The sequence below is a fragment of the Sutcliffiella horikoshii genome (assembly GCF_020524325.1).
In the GTDB taxonomy this organism is placed as follows: domain Bacteria; phylum Bacillota; class Bacilli; order Bacillales; family Bacillaceae_I; genus Sutcliffiella_A; species Sutcliffiella_A horikoshii_D.
This window is the reverse complement of the sequence record NZ_JAIVKY010000002.1, coordinates 494,660-514,915: the sequence shown is the minus strand read 5'-3', so window position 1 is coordinate 514,915 and position 20,256 is coordinate 494,660. Positions and strand designations below refer to the sequence as shown.

The window sequence follows — 20,256 nt, the reverse complement described above, 5'->3', positions numbered from 1 at the left end:
GTGTGTTTTGGATAAAAGAAACCTAGGAATTATATTTGGCGTTACATCTATATTAACTGTGTTAATAAGCATTGTTATTTTTTATATACAAAGAGGTCCTAATGCTGATATTGATTTTGGTATAACAGTTTTTATCATATTATCAATTTTTGGGATTTCATTTGCTATTTTCTCTTGGTTGATGTCCAAACGCATTATTTTATTAATTGTTGGTTTATTAGGGAACGGTGCGGTTTTAGCCTTTACTTTTCTTTTACTAGTAGCAATGGGGATAAGCGAACCATAAAAAAAGCCTTCTTCAACTATCTAGGAGCGATTGCGGCATAGTGGTTCGCTCCTTACTTAAGAATTGGGCAGCATTGCGTAGCACGGTTAACTGAAAACTATTGGAATATGCAGGATGAAATTATTGTAACTAATTATTTTATAAAAATATTTTGAAACTTTTATTATACTTATTCGTACTATTAAGTAAGAATATATGGGGGTGCTTATATGGGAAAATATTTTATTGCTATCTTAATGCTTTTTACTGTATTGGTAGGTTGTTCAAATGTTGAAAATACTTCACAGATTACATTAAATGAGTACAATCAATTAGAAGAAGGTATGACATATGAAAAAGTAGTGGAAATAATTGGGAGCGAAGGGGATAAAGGTACAGTTGATACTAAAGAAGAAGACAAAGTAGAGAAATTTGTTTGGAAAGGTACAGAAGATGAGTCAATGGCTGAGATTTCTTTTCTGGATGGTAAACTTAGAGGTAAATGGGAAAATAACTTAAAATAATTTTTATGCAGAACCACACAGTAATTCTGTGTGATTTATCTTTTCAACAATCTAGGGCGATTGTTGGATAAGGATTTATTATTAATAATTTACAACTAAGAATTTCATATGGGAGAAGATTAAATAAAAGTGAAACGAGTCTTTGAAAAAGTAATATATTTTATTTTTGCTCTACTAATTTTTATCGTATTATGGAAATTGATGTCTATTTTGTGGGACACTTTTGTGCCTTGGAATTATAAAACTGACCTATTAGGACTTTTTGTGATAACACCAATACTAATAGGAGTATCATTTATTTTAACAAGCTTGTCCTTTAAAGTTATAAGGAGTTCGAGATAATCTCGTTTTTCCGCAATCTAGGGCGATTGTTGAATAATGAAATAAAGTAAAAAGGCTTAGATAGGAAAACACTCTAAGCCTTTTTAATGTAGAAAATGTCGTAGTTTTCATAGTGATTTGCCCTGTGTTTTGGTTGTTTGCACCACACAATTTTTTTTTGACAAGTATCAGAACCTGTTGGTCTAATTGAGTTTTTTAAAAGAATAAACGTTTATTTACATATTTTCTAGCTGTGTATTGGAGCAAATGGCAAAGACTCCAGCGGGGGAGTAACGGTAGGTTGAGACCCCGCAACGAAGTGAGGAGGCTCAAGCACCGTCCCGCGGAAAGCGACGCCATTTGCGAAAAGGAACAGCGGTCGTTAACCTTACAACCCAAATTAAACCACTCTATTTTTCCCAACTATAAATAGGTAAATGTCTTTAATAACTCCCGCATTCCACAGTGTGTTAAAAATAACTACTGTCACTGGACCGACTATTAGACCAAGAAAGCCAATCAGCTGGAAGCCGACAAATAAACTTACTAATGTCGCCAATGGATCAAGGCCGATACTGGATGATAATATCTTTGGCTCCATCAACTGACGCTGCACGATCACAATTAAATACAGAATGCCAAGTCCAATAGCTAAGGGCAAATTTCCGCTTATGGCTAAAAAGATAATCCATGGAACAAAAATCAATCCTGTTCCAAGATACGGAATCAAGTCTACCAAACCTATGATTAACGCAACGGTAATGGCGTATTCGACCCGTAAGATCAATAATCCTATTAAGACGATGATAGTAGTGATGGAAATAAGCGTTGCCTGTGCCCGCATGAAACCGAAGAAAGCTTTCTTTAAGCTTACAAACACTTTAGTCAGGCTTCCTTGCGCTTTAATAGGAGTAATTTTCTTCAGTCTTCCTTTTAGCTTGTACCAGTCCTTACTAATGAAAAAGGTTGCTAATAACGAGAATATTAAAACTGTGGCAACACTTGGGATCCATGTAATAAGTTTTGGAAGATTTGTAAGGAAGGACTGAATGAACTCTCCAACTGTGCTGGCAACAGTTGCACCGATATTTTCAACATTAGTTAAGAGTGACTGTTGTTGATCCTCTTCCAAACTATGAAACATGGTACTGACCTGATTAAACAAAGGAAGTATGTTATTTACAACAAACTGTTCTACATAGACGACTAACGTTTCAAAATGTCCCGGTACTACTTTTGCCAAGTACTCGGTACCTGAAACAATTTCAACAATGAGCAATGTGACAACGCCGACTACAGTAGCAAACAGCGCCATGATGGATAGAAAAACGGCCAAACTTCTTGGGAGCCGCCCACTCTTTTCAAGGAAATTGACGAGCGGGTTTATTAAAAACGCTAGAATTAATGCGATGATGAATGGATAAGCAATGGAGAAGAGATGAAAAAATGAAACAAGACCGAACGTGATGATGAGAAGCACAAGAAGGAGACGAAAAACGATATGTACATAATTCCAATTCAAGCATAACACCCCTTATGAATACCGGAATTTCCTTACTTCATATTTTACAACCTGCCATATTGTTTTCATAGTTTTATATTTAAAAATTAGGAAAATTCTGTACGGTCTTAATTCTTTTTATTTCGCATTTTATTATGGTAGTATGGAAAAAGGGTCTGGTTTTGGAAGGATGAAACAGAATGATAAGTCAAGCTACCGTGTTTTTACTAATACTTCTATTAATCGGCTTTATTGCAAAGAATCCATCCTTGATGTTTGCTGTGGCAGTATTGCTTGTTATTAAAGTTATTGGTCTGGATAATAAAGTATTCCCTTATCTGCAATCTAAAGGAATCAATTGGGGAGTAACGATCATAACTATTGCAGTTTTAGTTCCGATTGCTACTGGGGATATAGGATTCAAGCAATTACAGGAAGCGTTAAAGTCTTCCTATGCTTGGGTGGCGTTGGGAGCTGGTATAGCTGTTGCACTAATTGCCAAAAGCGGATTAACATTGCTTGCCAATGACCCACATATAACTACGGCATTGGTTTTTGGGACAATCCTGGCGGTTTCCTTGTTCAATGGAGTGGCTGTTGGCCCGTTGATTGGGGCCGGAATCGCTTATCTTGCAATGAAGGTAGTAGAGTATTTCACATAGGGAATCTTTCACAAATTATTTTTTCGTGATAATATTTTTTGCAGGACTTTCGTTCTTTTCATTCACAAAAGTCAGATAATTGTTTATAATAGGGACAAGGACACTTCCTTCCTACTAAGCAAGAGAAACATTGTTCGCCGAAAATGCGCGCACCCCCATGAACATAATGGATATGGCGCTTATTTTTTTGAATGGAAATGTAAGCATTTTCTTAGTTTGCTAGATTCTGAATTAATGAATTACTCTAAATATTTATGCAGAGCATTAATTTTTATCATTATGGTGAGCAAGCGTTCGGGTGGGCAATGGTAGATAAGGATTTGAAGAAATTTTTCACATAAAGGAGAGGTTTGAAATGACAACAACTAAAGGTCTAGAAGGAATTGTAGCAACAACTTCCGCTATCAGTTCCATTATTGACGACACACTAACGTATGTTGGCTACAACATTGATGACTTAGCAGACTATGCTAGCTTCGAAGAGGTAATCTATCTTTTATGGCATCAAAAATTGCCTAACAAGGAAGAATTGGCTTCCCTGAAGAAAGAATTAGCTGAAAATGCTGCGCTTCCTGATGAAGTCATCAATCACTTTAAAACTTATCCAATCGATAAAGTTCACCCTATGGCTGCATTACGTACGGCAGTATCATTATTAGGTCTATATGATGCAGAAGCAGATAACATGGATCCTGAAGTAAACTATCACAAGGCTGTTCGTTTGCAAGCTAAAATGCCGACAATTGTGACAGCGTTCTCAAGAATCCGTAAAGGGTTGGATCCTATTGCTCCAAGAACAGATCTTGGCATGGCAGCTAACTTCTTATACATGTTAACTGGAGAAGAGCCATCTGAGGTTGCCATTGAAGCATTCAATAAAGCATTAGTTCTTCATGCTGACCATGAGTTGAATGCATCTACTTTCACTGCACGTGTATGTGTAGCGACATTATCTGATGTTTACTCTGGTGTTACTGCTGCAATTGGGGCGTTAAAAGGTCCATTGCACGGTGGAGCAAACGAAGCGGTTATGAAGATGCTTTCTGAAATTGGGGAAGTAGAAAATGCGGAAAGTTATATCCGTGAAAAACTAGCAAATAAAGAAAAAATCATGGGCTTCGGTCACCGCGTATATCGCCAGGGTGATCCTCGTGCGAAGCATTTACGTGAAATGTCTGAGAAACTTACACACCTGACAGGTCAGCCTAAATGGTATGAAATGTCCGTGAAAGTGGAAGAAATCGTGACTTCCGAGAAACCGCTTCCGCCAAACGTTGATTTCTACAGTGCGTCTGTGTATCATTCTTTAGGAATTGATCATGACTTATTCACACCAATCTTTGCTGTGAGCCGTGTATCCGGTTGGTTGGCTCATATCCTTGAGCAGTATTCCAACAACCGCTTGATCCGTCCGCGTGCAGATTATACTGGCCCTGGCAAACAGGACTATGTACCATTAGAAAAACGTAGCTAATTAAACATAACGTTACAACAAGATACATTGATTGAATTTTTGCTATAATACATGGGGAGGGGAAATCCCTTTCCCAAACATCTATTGTCATCATATTCTTAGGAGGTTTTTACTTTGACACAAGGAACAAAAATTACAGTTACAGATGGTGTTTTAAACGTACCTAACAACCCAATTATTCCATTCATCGAGGGAGACGGAATTGGTCCTGACATTTGGGCATCTGCATCCCGTGTTTTAGAAGCAGCTGTTGAAAAAGCATATAATGGTGAAAAGGAAATTGTTTGGAAAGAAGTATTGGCTGGAGAAAAAGCATTCAACCAAACAGGTGAATGGTTGCCAAGTCAAACACTTGATGATATCCGTGAGTACATAATTGCAATTAAAGGACCTCTGACTACTCCAGTTGGTGGCGGAATCCGTTCTCTTAACGTTGCTTTACGTCAAGAGTTGGATCTATTTACATGCTTACGTCCTGTTCGTTATTTCCAAGGAGTTCCTTCTCCTATTAAACGCCCTGAAGACACTGACATGGTTATTTTCCGCGAAAACACAGAAGATATTTATGCTGGAATCGAGTATGCGAAAGGTTCTGCGGAAGTAGAAAAGCTAATCAACTTCCTTCAAACAGAAATGGGAGTTAACAAAATCCGTTTCCCTGAAACTTCCGGTATCGGAATCAAGCCTGTATCTGAAGAAGGTACTTCCCGTCTTGTTCGTGGTGCCATCAACTATGCAATCGAACATGGCCGCAAATCTGTAACACTAGTTCACAAAGGAAACATCATGAAATTCACTGAGGGTGCTTTCAAAAACTGGGGTTACGAGCTAGCTGAAAAAGAATTCGGCGATAAAGTATTCACTTGGGCACAATATGACCGTATCGCGGAAGCGGAAGGTAAAGATGCTGCAAACAAAGCGCAAGAAGCTGCAGAAGCAGAAGGCAAGATCCTTGTGAAGGATTCCATTGCTGATATCTTCTTACAACAAATTCTTACTCGTCCAAAAGAGTTCGATGTTGTGGCAACAATGAACCTGAACGGTGACTACATCTCTGATGCACTTGCTGCACAAGTAGGTGGAATCGGAATCGCTCCAGGAGCAAACATCAACTATGAAACTGGTCATGCAATTTTCGAAGCTACACATGGTACTGCTCCGAAATACGCTGGTCTTGATAAAGTAAACCCATCTTCTGTAATCCTTTCTGGTGTATTAATGCTTGAGCACCTAGGCTGGACAGAAGCTGCTAAACTTGTAGTAGATGCTATGGAAAAATCCATCGCTTCTAAAGTTGTAACTTATGACTTTGCACGTCTAATGGACGGCGCAACAGAAGTAAAATGCTCCGAGTTTGGCGACGAACTAATCAAAAACATGTAATTTCAAAAAAAGCAAAAACTCTCGAAGGGTTTTTGCTTTTTGAAAATAAGCTAGTGGTAAACGATGCACTCTAGCTGATGATTGGAGCAAAAGGCGAAGACTCCAGCGGGGGAGTAACGGTAGCTTGAGACCCCACAGGCGAAGCCGAGGAGGCTCAAGCACCGTCCCGCGGAAAGCGAAGCCGTTTGCGTAAATCATCAGCGGTGTAAGAGTTGCCCATTAATAGGTTAGGGAGGAATGAATATGACAATGAGACGTAAAAAGGTATCGGTAATCGGAGGAGGCTTCACGGGTGCAACCACTGCATTCTTACTCGCGCAAAAAGAACTCGCAGACGTTGTACTTGTAGACATCCCGCAAATGGAGAATCCTACTAAAGGAAAAGCTTTAGATATGTTAGAAGCAGGTCCAGTCCAAGGATTTGACGCAAACATTACAGGAACATCCAACTATGAAGATACAGCTAATTCCGACATCGTTGTCATTACAGCCGGGATCGCCCGTAAACCAGGTATGAGCCGTGATGATTTGGTTACGACAAATCAAAACATCATGAAAAGCGTAACGCGTGAGATTGTGAAACACTCACCTGATTGTTATATCATCGTGTTGACCAACCCAGTAGACGCCATGACATACACTGTATTCAAGGAGTCCGGGTTCCCTAAAAACCGAGTAATCGGTCAATCAGGAGTGCTAGATACCGCTCGATTCCGTACATTTGTATCTCAGGAACTAAATCTTTCTGTTAAAGATGTTACAGGATTCGTGCTTGGAGGTCATGGCGATGACATGGTGCCGCTTGTCCGATATTCCTATGCAGGTGGAATTCCGCTAGAAACATTGCTTCCGAAAGATCGTCTAGATGCAATTGTGGAAAGAACAAGAAAAGGCGGCGGCGAAATCGTCAACCTGCTTGGCAATGGTAGTGCCTATTATGCGCCTGCAGCATCGATGGTGGAGATGGTAGAAGCGATACTGAAAGATCAACGCCGAATCCTACCTTCCATCGCCTATCTTGAAGGAGAATACGGACACGATGGAATCTACCTTGGCGTACCGACTATCCTTGGCGCTGGCGGCATCGAGAAAATTATTGAACTAGAGCTGACAGAAGAAGAAAAAGCCGCACTTTCCAAATCTGTCGAATCCGTTAAAAATGTCATGAATGTCCTATCCTAAAACTATTAAGAGGATGTAGAAAGTTTTAAGAATCTCTAGCTGTTGATTGGAGCACAGGGCGAAGACTCCTGAGGGAGATAGCGGTAGCTTGAGACCCCGCAACGAAGTGAGGAGGCTCAAGCACCGCCCCTAGGAAAGCGAAGCCCGGTGCGGAAATCAACAGCGGTGTATAACAGAAGAATGTAATTGATTCGGGGAATTCTTTCCCCGAATTTTTACCACACTATTGTAAACGGTTACAAGCAACAAGGGGTATTTTCCAACATCATCAGGGGGTGTATGTATGTTACTAGGTAAAAAGAGAAAACTCGGAAGAAAACTTGCAGAAATTCAAGTCGGCGAAAAACTAGAGCTGACCGAAAAAATAGAAGACAAAGATCTATTATTATACCTTGGCTTAACTAATGACGCGAACCCTCTCTATATCCAGCATGACTATGCGTCCCAAACACCATTTAAAAAACCAATTGTACCTAGCATCATGTTAACTGGTATCATTACTTCCGCTGTATCCAAATATTTACCAGGTCCGGGAAGTCATGTTGTACACCAAGACATTTCTTTTCCAAAACCGGTCTACCACTATGGAAGCGTTCAATTTCTTTTTGAAGTGGTAGAAATTAAAGAAAAAGATCATTGTGTTGTAATGAGTGTTCACGGTACAAATGAAGAAAATCAAACGGTTGCTAAAGGCTCCATTACAGTCTGTCCTCCTCATCGTCTTGAACCGATGGAGAGCAGCGCGATGGAAAACTTTTAAAAAAGAGCTTAGGCTCTTTTTTTATTTTAGAAAACTAAATTCCCACGCGGATATCTCGAGTGGTAAGCTTTTCTTTATTGTGATGAATAATGAATACGTGTAAAATGGAAAAGTAATAATAGAGAAATTATAGAATTGCTAATTGGGTGAAAAAAATGGGTTTTCCAAAACAGTTGGTGGAGGAAAAGAATGAAAAAGATTCTTATTGTAGATGATGAACAATCGATTGTAACATTGTTACAGTATAATTTACAGCAAGCAGGATATGATGTTTCCGTTGCAATGGACGGAGAAGAAGGCTTGAATAAAGCGATGGAAGATCGATTTGATATGATCGTTTTAGATCTGATGCTTCCAAAAAAAGATGGAATAGAAGTATGTAAAGAATTAAGGCAGCAAAAAATCCATACCCCAATTCTGATGCTTACTGCTAAGGATGATGAGTTTGACAAGGTGTTAGGATTAGAATTAGGTGCCGATGATTATATGACCAAACCCTTTAGTCCGAGAGAAGTGGTTGCCAGGGTAAAGGCTATTCTTCGCAGAATGCAACAAATGACAAATAACACAGAGGCACCAAAAGTAGAAGAAGACGCCACTGAAAAGATTGTAATCGGTGATGTTAAAATATTGCCTGAACACTATGAAGCTTATTTTCGTGAAGAACGATTGGAACTTACGCCAAAGGAATTTGAGCTTTTGGTCTACTTATCTAAGAATAAGGGTAGAGTGCTGACACGCGATCAACTTTTGAGCGCGGTGTGGAACTATGATTTTGCCGGTGATACACGTATTGTCGATGTTCATATAAGTCATCTGAGAGAAAAAATAGAGACAGATACAAAAAAACCTACATATATAAAAACAATTAGAGGTTTAGGGTACAAGCTAGAGGAACCGAAAATACATGAATAGGTTTCGCTCAAGGCTGCTGTTTGCACTCATCACTTTAATTATCGTGGTGCTTGTGTGCTTGGGGCTATTGCTTGGGCAGCTCTTTAAATCCTTTTATTTAAACACCTTTAATCAGAGGCTTATCAAAGAAACAGAGCTTGTCACAATGCTGGTGGAAGAGGAGACCAGTGTGACACCGACTCTGCAAAAGCATTTAGAAGATGTTAGTAAGACCTTAGCGGCAAGAATCAGCATTACCGATAAAGATGGAACGGTAGTATATGAGACCGCAGGGCCGACTGTTTCTGGCGTGGACTCACATCAGGAAATAATAAAAGAGGCAGTTAAAAAGAATAAGAATCGTGACAGAATATTTTATGAGCAAAATAATGAAATGTATTATTACGGGAATTCCATTTCCAGAAATGGAGTTCGAGATGGATTTTTAATGTTAAGTACTCCAATAGATTCTCTCCAAAGGGTCAATCAACAAATTTGGGGACTGTTAATTGCAAGCCTTGGTGCTGCCTTTGTAGTTATTTTGCTTCTTGGTGTGAGAATCACCTCCCAATACACAAGGCCAATTGAAGCTGCAACCAAAGTGGCAACCGAGCTTGCAAAAGGAAACTATAAAGCGAGGACCTTTGAAGAGCATGTGGATGAAACAGGCATGTTAAGTCAATCCATCAACATATTAGCACGAAATCTTCAGGATATGACGAAAGCCCAAGAAATGCAGCAAGATCGCCTGCGCACTCTAATTGAGAGCATGGGGAGCGGATTGATTTTAATTGATGGTCGAGGCTATGTGAACCTCATCAACCGCGCTTATAAAGAAACATTTGATGCAAATCCTGGAGAATATTTATACAGGCTTTATTATGAAGCGATCGAACAAAAAGAAGTTGTCACATTGATTGAAGAAATTTTTATGACCGAGGTAAGTGTGCGAAAGCAAATTCTGCTTCCATTAACGATTGAACGCAGACACTTTGAAGTGTATGGGGCGCCTATCATAGGTGTTAACGATGAATGGAAAGGGATTGTCCTTGTTTTCCATGACATAACAGAATTGAAAAAGCTTGAACAAATGAGAAAAGATTTTGTCGCCAATGTGTCGCATGAGTTAAAAACGCCAATCACTTCTATCAAAGGGTTCTCAGAAACCTTGTTGGATGGAGCGATGAATGATAAAGATACCTTAGAGTATTTTCTTTCCATCATTTTAAAAGAAAGTGACAGACTTCAGTCACTCATTGAAGACCTGCTTGATCTTTCTAAAATTGAGAAACAAGGATTTAGATTGAACCCTGAATATTTAGAAATAAACGATCTATTGGAAGAGATATTTGTAATATTGGAAGGCAAGGCAAGAGAGAAAGAAATTGACCTTGCTCTATCCAAACCTAAGAAAGAGCTATATTTGTTTGCAGATGTCTCCAGGATTAAACAGGTTTTCATTAATCTTATTAACAATGCCATCGCATATACACCAGCCGGTGGAGAAGTAAAGGTGAAAGTGGAAGAGGTAGGAAAAGAGGTAATCATTGTGGTGTCCGATACTGGTATTGGGATGGAGCAGAATGAGATACCAAGGATTTTTGAACGTTTTTACCGGGTAGATAAGGCGAGGAGTCGGAACTCAGGCGGAACCGGTTTAGGACTTGCGATTGTCAAGCATATCGTGGAAGCCCATCATGGCAGTATTTCTGTTACGAGCGAGCTGAATAAGGGGACTGCCTTTACGGTGAAATTGTCTAAAGAAAATGAAGATTTACAATAGCTTTACATGTCTTTCATAACGTCTTTACAAACCTTTGTTAATATAATCTATGAAAACCCCTTCATCCAAGGAGCCAATTTTGGAAGAGGAGAGAGCCCACCCTGCTCTCTCCTTCTTTTTGTTTAAAGATAAGAAAGCATTTTATCCGGTTGATTTCCGTTCTAGGCGCTTCGCTTGCCTGCGGGCGGTCCGGGAGCCTCCTCACTCCGTTGCGGGGTCTCCCCTGTCCCTTCCTCCCGCGGGCGTCTGCGCGCCTTCCACTACAATCAACAAGGTTACTTCAATCACCTGAAATTTTGAAAAATTATTTTCCAAGTATATAGAATTTCGAGCTGTTGATTGGAGCAAAAGGCGAAGACTCCAGCGGGGGAGTAACGGTAGATTGAGACCCCACAGCGCAGCGAGGAGGCTCAAGCACCGTCCCGCGGAAAGCGAAGCCGTTTGCGGAGATCAACAGCGGAGTAAAACCAAGCAACTAAATATCCATTTAAATAATGAAACCTTCCCCTTCTTCATACGTATTAGTTATGGAGAACATAAAAAGGGGAGAATACAACTTTGATGAGTTTAAAGCGAATTTACACGACCGTTTTTCTTGTAATACTTGCTGCTGTCATAGGGTCAGTTGCTTTAACGTCATGGTACACAGTAGACCAATCAGAGCAAGCTGTGATCATGACATTTGGAAAAGTAGAAGAAGGAATCAGTGAACCGGGGCTACATTTTAAAATGCCTTGGCCTATCCAAACCGTAGAGACAATGTCCAAGGAAACATTCAGTTTACAATTCGGCTATACAGAAAGAGATGGAGAAGTAGTCGAACATACCAATGATACGAAAATGATAACAGGTGACGAAAATATCGTCTTAGCAGATATGGTTGTCATGTGGAAAATAAGCGATCCGGGAAAATACTTATTCAATAGTGACGATCCTCAGGCGGTCCTATACAATGCAACATCAGCATCACTGCGTAGTATCATCGGGAGCACGCAGATTGATGAAGCATTAACTTCAGGAAAAGCACAGATTGAAGTAGAGGTTTTTGACTTGCTTACATCTCTGATGGAAACCTATGATATTGGTATTTCCATTACATCTGTCAATCTTCAGGATGTGGAACTACCAAATGAAGAGGTCCGGAAAGCATTTACAGATGTAACAGATGCACGTGAAATGGAAAATACGAAGAACAATGAAGCGAAAAGATATCAAAACCAGCGCATGAATGAGGCTGAAGGGGAAAAGGATGCCATCATCTCCAAAGCAGAAGGTGAAAAGGCAGAAAGGATTGAACGTGCACGTGGTGACGTAGCAAAATTCAATTCCTTGTATAACGAATACGTAAACGCTCCGGAATTAACAAAAAAGCGTTTAATTTTAGAAACAATGGAAGAAGTATTACCGTATGCCGAAATCTACATTATGAACGATGACGGCAATACGATGAAATATTTCCCGCTCCGTACCGAAAATCCAGCACCAAAACCACCAGCGAACCCGGAAGGAAGTGGGAACAATGAGTGATCAAAACATTATCAATCTAGAAAAGAAAAAGCCTGATTTGCAATGGAAAACCATTATCCGCGGAGGATTAATTGGAGCTGTTATCCTTATTGCTCTTGGCTTAATCCTTGCGAATGTATTTGTTGTAAAAGAAGGAGAATATAAGGTTGTTAGACAATTTGGAGAAGTAGTCAAAATTGTAGAAGAGCCTGGCTTAAATTTCAAAACACCTTTTATTCAGTCAGTAACAACTGTGCCTAAATATCAAATGCTTTACGATGAAGCCAGTGCTGAAATAAACACTCGTGACAAGAAACGAATGCTTATTGATAATTATGTAGTATGGCGAGTAGAAGATCCTGAATTGATGATTAGTAACCTTGCAAGCCTTGTGAATGCAGAAACCAAAATGTCCGAGTTTGTATTTTCTGTTGTCAGAACAGAACTCGGACAACTTAACTATGATGATATTATCAATGATGAAAAATCATCAAGGGGAAGTCTGAACGATAGAGTTACAGAAAGAGTAAACGAACTGTTGGCAAGAGATGAATACGGAATTGTCGTCACGGATGTGCGCATGAGAAGAACCGACCTGCCGCCTGAAAATGAAGCTGCCGTGTTCACACGAATGATTTCAGAGCGTCAGTCAACGGCTCAAGAATATCTTTCTCGCGGTGATGCCGACAAAAATAGAATCATGGCAAATACAGACCGTGAAGTAAAAGAAATACTTGCAAAAGCCCAAGCGGATGCAGACACTATCCGGGGCCAGGGTGAGGGAGAAGCTGCTAAAGTTTACAATGACGCATTCTCTAAAGATGCAGAATTCTATGAGCTTTATCGCACACTAGAGTCCTATAAAAAGACCATCGATGGAGAAACCGTCATCGTTCTTCCATCCGACTCCCCATACGCCAAACTCCTAATGGGCGGAATGGAATAAGATGATTGAATTGAAGCGAAAGGCACTCGACTCCAGCGGGGGATAGCGGTAGGTTGAGACCCCTGAAGCGTTGTGAGGAGGCTCAAGCACACGCCCCGCGGAAAGCGAGTGCCTACAGCGGAAAGAAACGACCAAACTTTAAAGTGAAGCTCCACTTATAACAACAAAGCCACAACTTTTGTTTCTGTTCTTATCCATGATAGAATAGAAGAAGAATTGTGGCTTTTTATAGTTGGGATTATACATACGAAAAATCAAAAAGAAACAAAGGAGGAGTAGCAAACATGGCAAAAAACAAACTAGTACTGATCGATGGCAACTCCATTGCCTACCGTGCGTTCTTTGCACTTCCACTGTTAAGTAATGAAAAAGGAATACATACCAATGCAATTTACGGTTTTACCATGATGCTGATGCGCATTTTAGAAGAAGAAAAGCCAACTCATATGCTTGTGGCATTTGATGCAGGCAAAACTACATTCCGTCATAAAACGTTCGGAGAATACAAAGGGGGACGCCAAAAAACTCCACCTGAACTATCCGAACAATTCTCCTTCCTTCGAGAACTACTGGATGCGTATAACATAAAGAGATACGAGCTGCCTGAATATGAGGCCGATGATATTATTGGGACACTCGCTCAACAAGCTGCCAAAGATGATTATGAAGTGAAGATCATTTCAGGCGACAAAGATTTAACACAGCTTGCAACAGATAAGATCACGGTTGATATCACCAAAAAAGGCATTACGGATGTAGATTCCTACACACCTGCTTTCATTGAAGAAAAGTACGGATTGAATGTGGATCAAATCATCGACATGAAAGGTCTGATGGGGGACTCTTCGGATAACATTCCTGGTGTTCCTGGGGTTGGAGAAAAAACCGCCATTAAACTGTTAAAGGAATTTGGCACCATTGAAACACTTCTTGAATCCATTGACAAGGTTAGTGGAAAGAAACTGAAAGAGAAATTAGAAGATAATAAAGAGCAGGCAATCATGAGCAAGCAACTCGCCACCATCATGACCGAAGCACCGGTAGAAGTTACCGTAGAAGAACTTCTTTATGAGGGCTTCGATAAAAAGAAAGTGGTCGATATCTTCAAAGAACTTAGTTTCAACTCCCTGTTAGACAAGCTTGGAGAAGATGGAGAAACGCTGACAGAAGATCTTGAGGATATTTCCTTTGAAATACTTGAAGAAGTAAAAGAAGAGCACTTTGCAAAAGAAAACTTCTTTATGGTGGAAGTGCTGGATGAAAATTACCACCGTGCAGATATTCAAGGGATTGCCCTTGTGAATGAGACCGGAAATTATTTTATCCCGACAGAAGTAGCCATGCAGTCAGAAGAGTTTGCGACATTTGCATCAGACCATAAAAGAAAAAAGACGGTTTTTGATGCAAAAAGAGCAATCGTAGCATTGAAGTGGAAGGGAATTGAACTGAACGGAATTGACTTTGATTTTATCATTGCCTCTTATATCGTTAATCCGTCCGAGACGTCCACAGACCTTGCAGAAATTGCCCGTAAAAAAGGCTATTATCAGATCGAAACAGATGAAGCGGTTTACGGTAAAGGTGCCAAGCGAGCTGTCCCTGATCAGCAAAAAGTTGCAGATCATCTGGTGAGAAAGACTTTCGCCATGCAGGAAATGAAAGAGTCATTTATTCACGAGTTAAAGGACAATGAACAGTTGGAATTATTTGAAAAACTGGAGATGCCTTTAACATTGGTGTTAGCAGAAATGGAAGCACTCGGTATTAAAGTGGATAAAGCTCGATTAGAAGAAATGGGAACCGATCTTGGTGAGAAGCTGGAGAAAATTGAAGAGAAGATTTTTGAACTAGCAGGTGAAAAGTTCAATATTAACTCTCCAAAACAGCTTGGTGTCATTCTTTTTGAAAAGCTTGGACTACCGCCTGTTAAGAAAACAAAAACAGGCTACTCGACTTCTGCCGACGTTTTGGAGAAGCTTGCTGAAAAGCATGAAATAATTCAGCAGATATTACACTATCGTCAATTAGGCAAATTGAAGTCGACTTATATTGAAGGCTTATTAAAAGTTATCCATGAGGACTCTCATAAAATTCACACGCGCTTTAACCAAGCATTAACCCAAACAGGACGTTTGAGTTCCATTGATCCAAACCTTCAGAATATCCCTGTTCGTCTGGAGGAAGGTAGAAAGATAAGAGAGGCGTTTATTCCTTCTCATGAAGACTGGGTGATCTTTGCTGCCGACTATTCTCAAATCGAACTAAGGGTACTTGCACATATTGCAAATGACGAAAAACTGATTGAAGCATTTAAAGAAGATGCAGATATTCATACAAAAACCGCAATGGATGTGTTTCATGTTTCAGAAGATGAAGTCACTTCCAGTATGCGCCGTCAAGCAAAAGCAGTAAACTTCGGAATTGTTTATGGCATCAGTGATTACGGCCTTTCACAGAGCTTAGGCATTACGAGAAAAGATGCGAAAACATTTATTGATCGGTACTTGGAAAGCTTCCCTGGAGTGAAGGAATACATGGAAGACAGCGTCCTTGATGCAAAGGATAAGGGATACGTTACAACCCTACTGCACCGCCGCCGTTACCTGCCTGAGATAACAAGCAGTAACTTCAACCTGAGAAGTTTTGCAGAAAGAACAGCGATGAATACACCAATTCAAGGAAGTGCCGCTGATATCATCAAAAAAGCAATGATTGATATGGCAAACAAACTGGAAGAAGAAAATATGAAATCTAAAGTCCTCTTGCAAGTACATGATGAACTTGTATTTGAGGCTCCTAAAGATGAAATCGAAAAATTAAAGAAGATTGTACCAGAAGTAATGGAGCAAGCAGTGGAATTGAAGGTCCCGCTTAAGGTGGATTATTCCTACGGCTCTACATGGTACGATGCGAAATAATTGTTTTTGTGAGGATGTGTTACCATGCCAGAACTTCCTGAGGTTGAAACGGTCAGAAAAACACTAGTTGAGCTTGTACAAGGGAAAAAAATCAAACAAGTGAAAGTCTTATGGCCAAAAATGATAAAAGAGCCGGATGATGCCGCTCTTTTTGAAGAAATGCTTATTGGGCAAGAGATTGTGAAAATCGGAAGAAGAGGAAAGTTTCTCCTCTTCTACCTTAACGATTATTGCATGGTTTCTCATTTGCGAATGGAAGGCAAATATGGCCTCTATCAAAAAGAAGAGCCAGCGAATAAGCATACCCATGTGTTCTTCTATTTTGAGGATGGCACCGAACTTCGCTACCAGGACGTTCGCAAATTCGGTACGCTTCATCTTTATAAAAAAGGCGAGGAACTTGCAGCAAAATCGCTTGCCAGTTTAGGACCAGAGCCTTTTGAGGACGAGTTCAACCTTGATCTCCTTAAGGAAAGACTCGCAAAAACAAACCGCAATATCAAGGCTGTACTCTTAGATCAAACAGTTGTAGTAGGTCTTGGGAATATATATGTGGATGAGGCATTATTCAGAGCGGGAATTCATCCCGAAAGAACGGCAAGCAGTCTGAACGAGGAAGAGCTTATACAGCTGCAGCGCGAAATAGTCCTGACTCTGCAAGAAGCTGTCGACAAAGGTGGAAGCACCATTCGCTCTTATGTAAACTCCCAAGGTCAAATCGGTATGTTCCAACTCGAACTTTTCGTCTACGGCCGTAAAGGAGAGCCATGCAAAAAATGCGGCAATGAAATAGAAAAAACAGTCGTAGCCGGCAGAGGCACCCACACCTGCCCTAAATGCCAGCCAAAGCCATAAAACTGATATCATATAGTGCTTGGTGATTTCTAGCTATGGATTCGAGCAAAAGGCGAAGGCTCCAGCAGCGCCCCTCATAAAGCGAAGCCATTTGCGGAAATCCACAGCGGTGTCTATACAATATCTAAATTCAAAGCGAACACCCGGAGCGAAAGGCAAAAGGGAGTTAGAGTTAAAAAATATTTAGAACACATCGAATAGGCTCCTGCCATATACTATCTTAGTGATAGTTAGGGAGGAGCTCTTAATGATTCCATACATCTCACTTATCCTACTAGCCTTTGCTGTTAGTCTGGATAGCTTCAGTGTTGGCTTGACATATGGCCTAAGAAAAATGCATATGCCGCTTAAATCAATCAGTATCATCGCGTGTTGTTCGGCCGTCTCGCTTTTGCTTGCCATGTTAGTAGGCACCATACTTATGAAATTTCTCTCCCCTGCTTTTGCAGAGACAATTGGTGGAAGCATTCTAATTGTATTAGGAATGTGGGTTCTCTATCAGTTTTTCCGTGCCAGTACAGCCGAAGACAGTACCTCTTTTGCCGATGAACGCATTTTGTTCAACCTTGAAATCAAATCACTCGGTGTTGTAATTAACATTTTGAGAAAGCCAACAGAAGCCGACTTTGACCGTTCCGGTTCTATCACTGGATTAGAGGCTTTTTTTCTTGGTATTGCCCTGTCCCTCGATGCGTTTGGAGCGGGAATCGGTGCAGCTTTGCTTGGCTACTCTCCTGGGGTTATGGCGATTTCAGTTGCTGTGATGAGTTCATTATTTGTGATTACCGGGATAAAATTGGGAAGAGTCTTTTCCACCGTTTCGTGGATCAATAAGTTCTCCTTTTTACCAGGCGTATTACTTATTGTGATTGGAATTATTAAAATGTAAAAAAGAAACACTAGAGGTTGTCTAACGCAGCCTCTCTTTTATAAAGGAGGAATGGACATGCCTTTGATTATAGGACTAACAGGAGGAATCGCAAGCGGTAAAAGCACAGTGGCCAATATGCTGCGCGATAAAAATATACCGATTGTGGATGCTGATGTTGTGGCTCGAGAAGTTGTAGAAATTGGTACAGATACATATCAAAAGTTGGTCAGTGAATTTGGACAAGAAATACTTAATGACGACAAAACACTGAACCGACCTAAGCTCGGAAGCATTATTTTTCAAAATCAGGAAAAACGGGAAAAGCTCAATAACATTATGCACCCAAGCATCAGGACAAGCATGAAAGAAAAGACCCAACAATATTTAGAAGAAGGCCATGAAGTGGTTATCATGGATATTCCCTTACTTTTCGAAAGCAAACTGACTCATCTTGTAGATAAAACTTTACTTGTGTATGTAACAAAGGAAACCCAACTGAAACGCTTGATGGAGAGGAACGATCTAACCGAAAAGGAAGCAACAGACAGAATAAATTCGCAAATGCCTCTTTCCGAAAAAGTAAAACTCTCCCATGCAGTCATAGACAACAACGGATCTCTTACCAAAACAGAACAACAACTAAATGACATCTTAACCAACTGGCATATCCAGAAACCCAGTTGATCGCAGTGGAAGGCGCGCAGACTCCTCGAAAATGCTAACGCATTTTCTTCGTGCGATGAATCGCTGCCGTAGCCTTCCTTGTCCTGCGGGAGGAAGGGACAGGGAAGACCCCGCAACGAAGTGAGGAGGCTTCCGGACCGCCCACGGAAAGCGAAGCGCCTGCAACGGGGATCGACAGTAAATGCAAAATGTAAAATAATTGGTTGTGAAACAAAAAGGCATATCCCAAAATAGGGATATGCCCTTTTTGTATTTTTTACATGACATATAGAAATCAATTATGTTATACTAATTGCAGGATAACAGATTAATAAGTATAACATATATACAGAAAAGGGGAATTTACATGAAGGCAAAGGTTGCAATTAACGGGTTTGGACGAATTGGGAGAATGGTATTCAGACGCGCCATCCAAGAAGAAGGCTTAAATATCGTTGCAATCAATGCTAGCTATCCAGCGGAAACGCTAGCTCACCTGATTAAATATGACACAAACCATGGTCGCTTTGATGCGGATGTTTACGCAGAAGACAATGCCTTAATCGTAAATGGTAAGCGCATTCAATTAGTGAACAACCGTAATCCAGAAGAGCTTCCTTGGAAAGAAATGAACATAGATATCGTTATTGAAGCTACAGGAAAGTTTAACTCCCGCGACAAAGCGGCACTTCATCTTCAAGCTGGTGCTAAGCGTGTTGTACTGACAGCACCAGGTAAAAACGAAGATGTAACGATTGTCATGGGCGTAAACGAAGAAGTATTGGATATGAATGAGCACTTTGTCATCTCTAACGCTTCTTGTACGACAAACTGCCTAGCGCCGGTTGTAAAAGTGTTAGATCAACAGTTTGGTATTGAGAATGGATTAATGACAACTGTGCATGCTTATACAAATGACCAAAAGAATATTGACAACCCGCATAAGGATTTGCGCCGAGCAAGAGCATGCGGTCAGTCTATCATCCCTACCTCTACAGGTGCGGCAAAAGCATTATCCTTAGTTCTTCCACACCTAAAAGGAAAACTGCATGGTATGGCGCTGCGTGTTCCAACACCTAACGTATCGCTTGTTGATTTAGTGGTAGACTTGAAAAAACCGGTGACGGTAGAAGACGTGAATGATGCGTTCAGAAGTGCTTCGGTCGGTTCGATGGATGGGATATTAGGTGTAACAATGGAGCCGCTTGTGTCTGTGGACTTTAACACAAATCCACATTCTGCCGTCATTGATGGATTATCCACAATGGTGATGGGCGATACAAAGGTAAAAGTATTAGCTTGGTATGACAACGAGTGGGGATACTCCTGCCGAGTGGTAGATCTGGTTCAATTTGTAGCAGAAAAAATGGTAGAAGCAAAAGAGGTCATGGCTGGTTAATTCAACCAAATCAAAATTATTGTGATATAAATGTAAGCGGTTAACAGTCTGTGTTAATCGCTTTTTTGCATGTGTCGGGCAATGGAATTATTTTTTTCTAGTAATTCCTAGCTGTGGATTGTAGCAAAAGGCGAAGACTCCTGAGGGAGATAGCGCTAGGTGGAGACCCCACAGGCGAAGACGAGGAGGCTCCAGCAGCGCCCCTAGGAAAGCGCAGCCATTTGCGGAAATCCACAGCGGAGCATAACCAACAAACTAAAAGGTATTACATAGTTTTTCTTATAAATTCATAGCTTACTAGAAAAAAAGTCTTAAATGCCTGTTGCAAATCTAAAATAAAAGCATTATA

The 20,256-nt window shown here is 40.5% G+C and carries 17 protein-coding genes; 16 read left to right on the top strand and 1 reads right to left on the bottom strand.

Annotated elements, in window-relative coordinates:
- The first annotated feature begins 7 nt into the window (after window positions 1-7).
- Both LC091_RS03780 and LC091_RS03775 read left to right on the top strand, forming a co-directional pair.
- Window positions 8-286 (top strand): hypothetical protein, encoded by a 279-nt coding sequence (locus tag LC091_RS03780; protein WP_226680334.1) that lies wholly within the window; start codon window positions 8-10, stop codon window positions 284-286.
- A 209-nt stretch (window positions 287-495) separates the two neighbouring features.
- On the top strand, window positions 496-789 hold the full coding sequence (locus LC091_RS03775) for a hypothetical protein (protein ID WP_226680332.1): 294 nt from the start codon (window positions 496-498) through the stop codon (window positions 787-789).
- Between the two features lie 721 nt (window positions 790-1,510).
- Here the strand turns inward: LC091_RS03775 and ytvI are convergent.
- Window positions 1,511-2,632 carry a sporulation integral membrane protein YtvI gene (ytvI, locus tag LC091_RS03770; protein WP_226680330.1) on the bottom strand — a complete coding sequence of 374 codons (1,122 nt, stop codon included), beginning with the start codon at window positions 2,630-2,632 and terminating at the stop codon, window positions 1,511-1,513.
- A gap of 179 nt (window positions 2,633-2,811) precedes the next feature.
- On the opposite strand from ytvI, the gene LC091_RS03765 reads away from it, so the two are divergent.
- The 14 genes from LC091_RS03765 (at window position 2,812) to LC091_RS03700 (ending at window position 19,907) form a co-directional block, all read left to right on the top strand.
- The gene (locus tag LC091_RS03765; RefSeq protein WP_060664804.1) at window positions 2,812-3,273 is read left to right on the top strand and encodes a DUF441 domain-containing protein; all 462 of its coding nucleotides are present in this window, start codon (window positions 2,812-2,814) and stop codon (window positions 3,271-3,273) included.
- Window positions 3,274-3,628: 355 nt separating this feature from the next.
- Window positions 3,629-4,747 carry a citrate synthase gene (gene citZ / locus LC091_RS03760; protein ID WP_226680329.1) on the top strand — a complete coding sequence of 373 codons (1,119 nt, stop codon included), beginning with the start codon at window positions 3,629-3,631 and terminating at the stop codon, window positions 4,745-4,747.
- 114 nt (window positions 4,748-4,861) lie between these two features.
- Window positions 4,862-6,130 (top strand): NADP-dependent isocitrate dehydrogenase, encoded by a 1,269-nt coding sequence (gene icd, locus LC091_RS03755; protein WP_088019116.1) that lies wholly within the window; start codon window positions 4,862-4,864, stop codon window positions 6,128-6,130.
- A 243-nt stretch (window positions 6,131-6,373) separates the two neighbouring features.
- Complete coding sequence (gene mdh / locus LC091_RS03750) at window positions 6,374-7,312, top strand: malate dehydrogenase (protein ID WP_226680327.1); 939 nt, start codon at window positions 6,374-6,376, stop codon at window positions 7,310-7,312.
- Window positions 7,313-7,595: 283 nt separating this feature from the next.
- On the top strand, window positions 7,596-8,072 hold the full coding sequence (locus LC091_RS03745; protein ID WP_226680325.1) for a MaoC family dehydratase: 477 nt from the start codon (window positions 7,596-7,598) through the stop codon (window positions 8,070-8,072).
- A 189-nt stretch (window positions 8,073-8,261) separates the two neighbouring features.
- Window positions 8,262-8,987, top strand: coding sequence for a response regulator transcription factor (locus tag LC091_RS03740; protein WP_226680324.1), 726 nt, complete (start codon window positions 8,262-8,264; stop codon window positions 8,985-8,987).
- Entirely contained in the window at window positions 8,980-10,749 is a 1,770-nt protein-coding gene (gene pnpS, locus LC091_RS03735) for a two-component system histidine kinase PnpS (protein WP_226680323.1), read from the top strand. The genes LC091_RS03740 and pnpS overlap by 8 nt, the downstream gene beginning before the upstream one ends.
- Window positions 10,750-11,310: 561 nt before the next feature.
- Window positions 11,311-12,276 carry an FtsH protease activity modulator HflK gene (hflK, locus tag LC091_RS03730; protein WP_404819652.1) on the top strand — a complete coding sequence of 322 codons (966 nt, stop codon included), beginning with the start codon at window positions 11,311-11,313 and terminating at the stop codon, window positions 12,274-12,276.
- Window positions 12,269-13,201 carry a protease modulator HflC gene (hflC, locus tag LC091_RS03725; RefSeq protein ID WP_226680319.1) on the top strand — a complete coding sequence of 311 codons (933 nt, stop codon included), beginning with the start codon at window positions 12,269-12,271 and terminating at the stop codon, window positions 13,199-13,201. The genes hflK and hflC overlap by 8 nt, the downstream gene beginning before the upstream one ends.
- A 284-nt stretch (window positions 13,202-13,485) precedes the next feature.
- Window positions 13,486-16,119: a DNA polymerase I gene (gene polA / locus LC091_RS03720; protein WP_226680318.1), complete on the top strand. Its 2,634-nt coding sequence runs from the start codon at window positions 13,486-13,488 to the stop codon at window positions 16,117-16,119.
- A gap of 24 nt (window positions 16,120-16,143) precedes the next feature.
- Window positions 16,144-16,974 (top strand): DNA-formamidopyrimidine glycosylase, encoded by an 831-nt coding sequence (mutM, locus tag LC091_RS03715; protein WP_226680316.1) that lies wholly within the window; start codon window positions 16,144-16,146, stop codon window positions 16,972-16,974.
- A gap of 247 nt (window positions 16,975-17,221) precedes the next feature.
- A complete protein-coding gene (ytaF, locus tag LC091_RS03710; RefSeq protein WP_226680315.1) occupies window positions 17,222-17,863 on the top strand; it encodes a sporulation membrane protein YtaF in 642 nt (213 codons plus the stop codon).
- Between the two features lie 57 nt (window positions 17,864-17,920).
- Window positions 17,921-18,529 carry a dephospho-CoA kinase gene (coaE, locus tag LC091_RS03705; protein WP_226680314.1) on the top strand — a complete coding sequence of 203 codons (609 nt, stop codon included), beginning with the start codon at window positions 17,921-17,923 and terminating at the stop codon, window positions 18,527-18,529.
- A 346-nt stretch (window positions 18,530-18,875) separates the two neighbouring features.
- The gene (locus tag LC091_RS03700) at window positions 18,876-19,907 is read left to right on the top strand and encodes a glyceraldehyde-3-phosphate dehydrogenase (protein ID WP_226680313.1); all 1,032 of its coding nucleotides are present in this window, start codon (window positions 18,876-18,878) and stop codon (window positions 19,905-19,907) included.
- The last annotated feature ends 349 nt before the right edge of the window (window positions 19,908-20,256 follow it).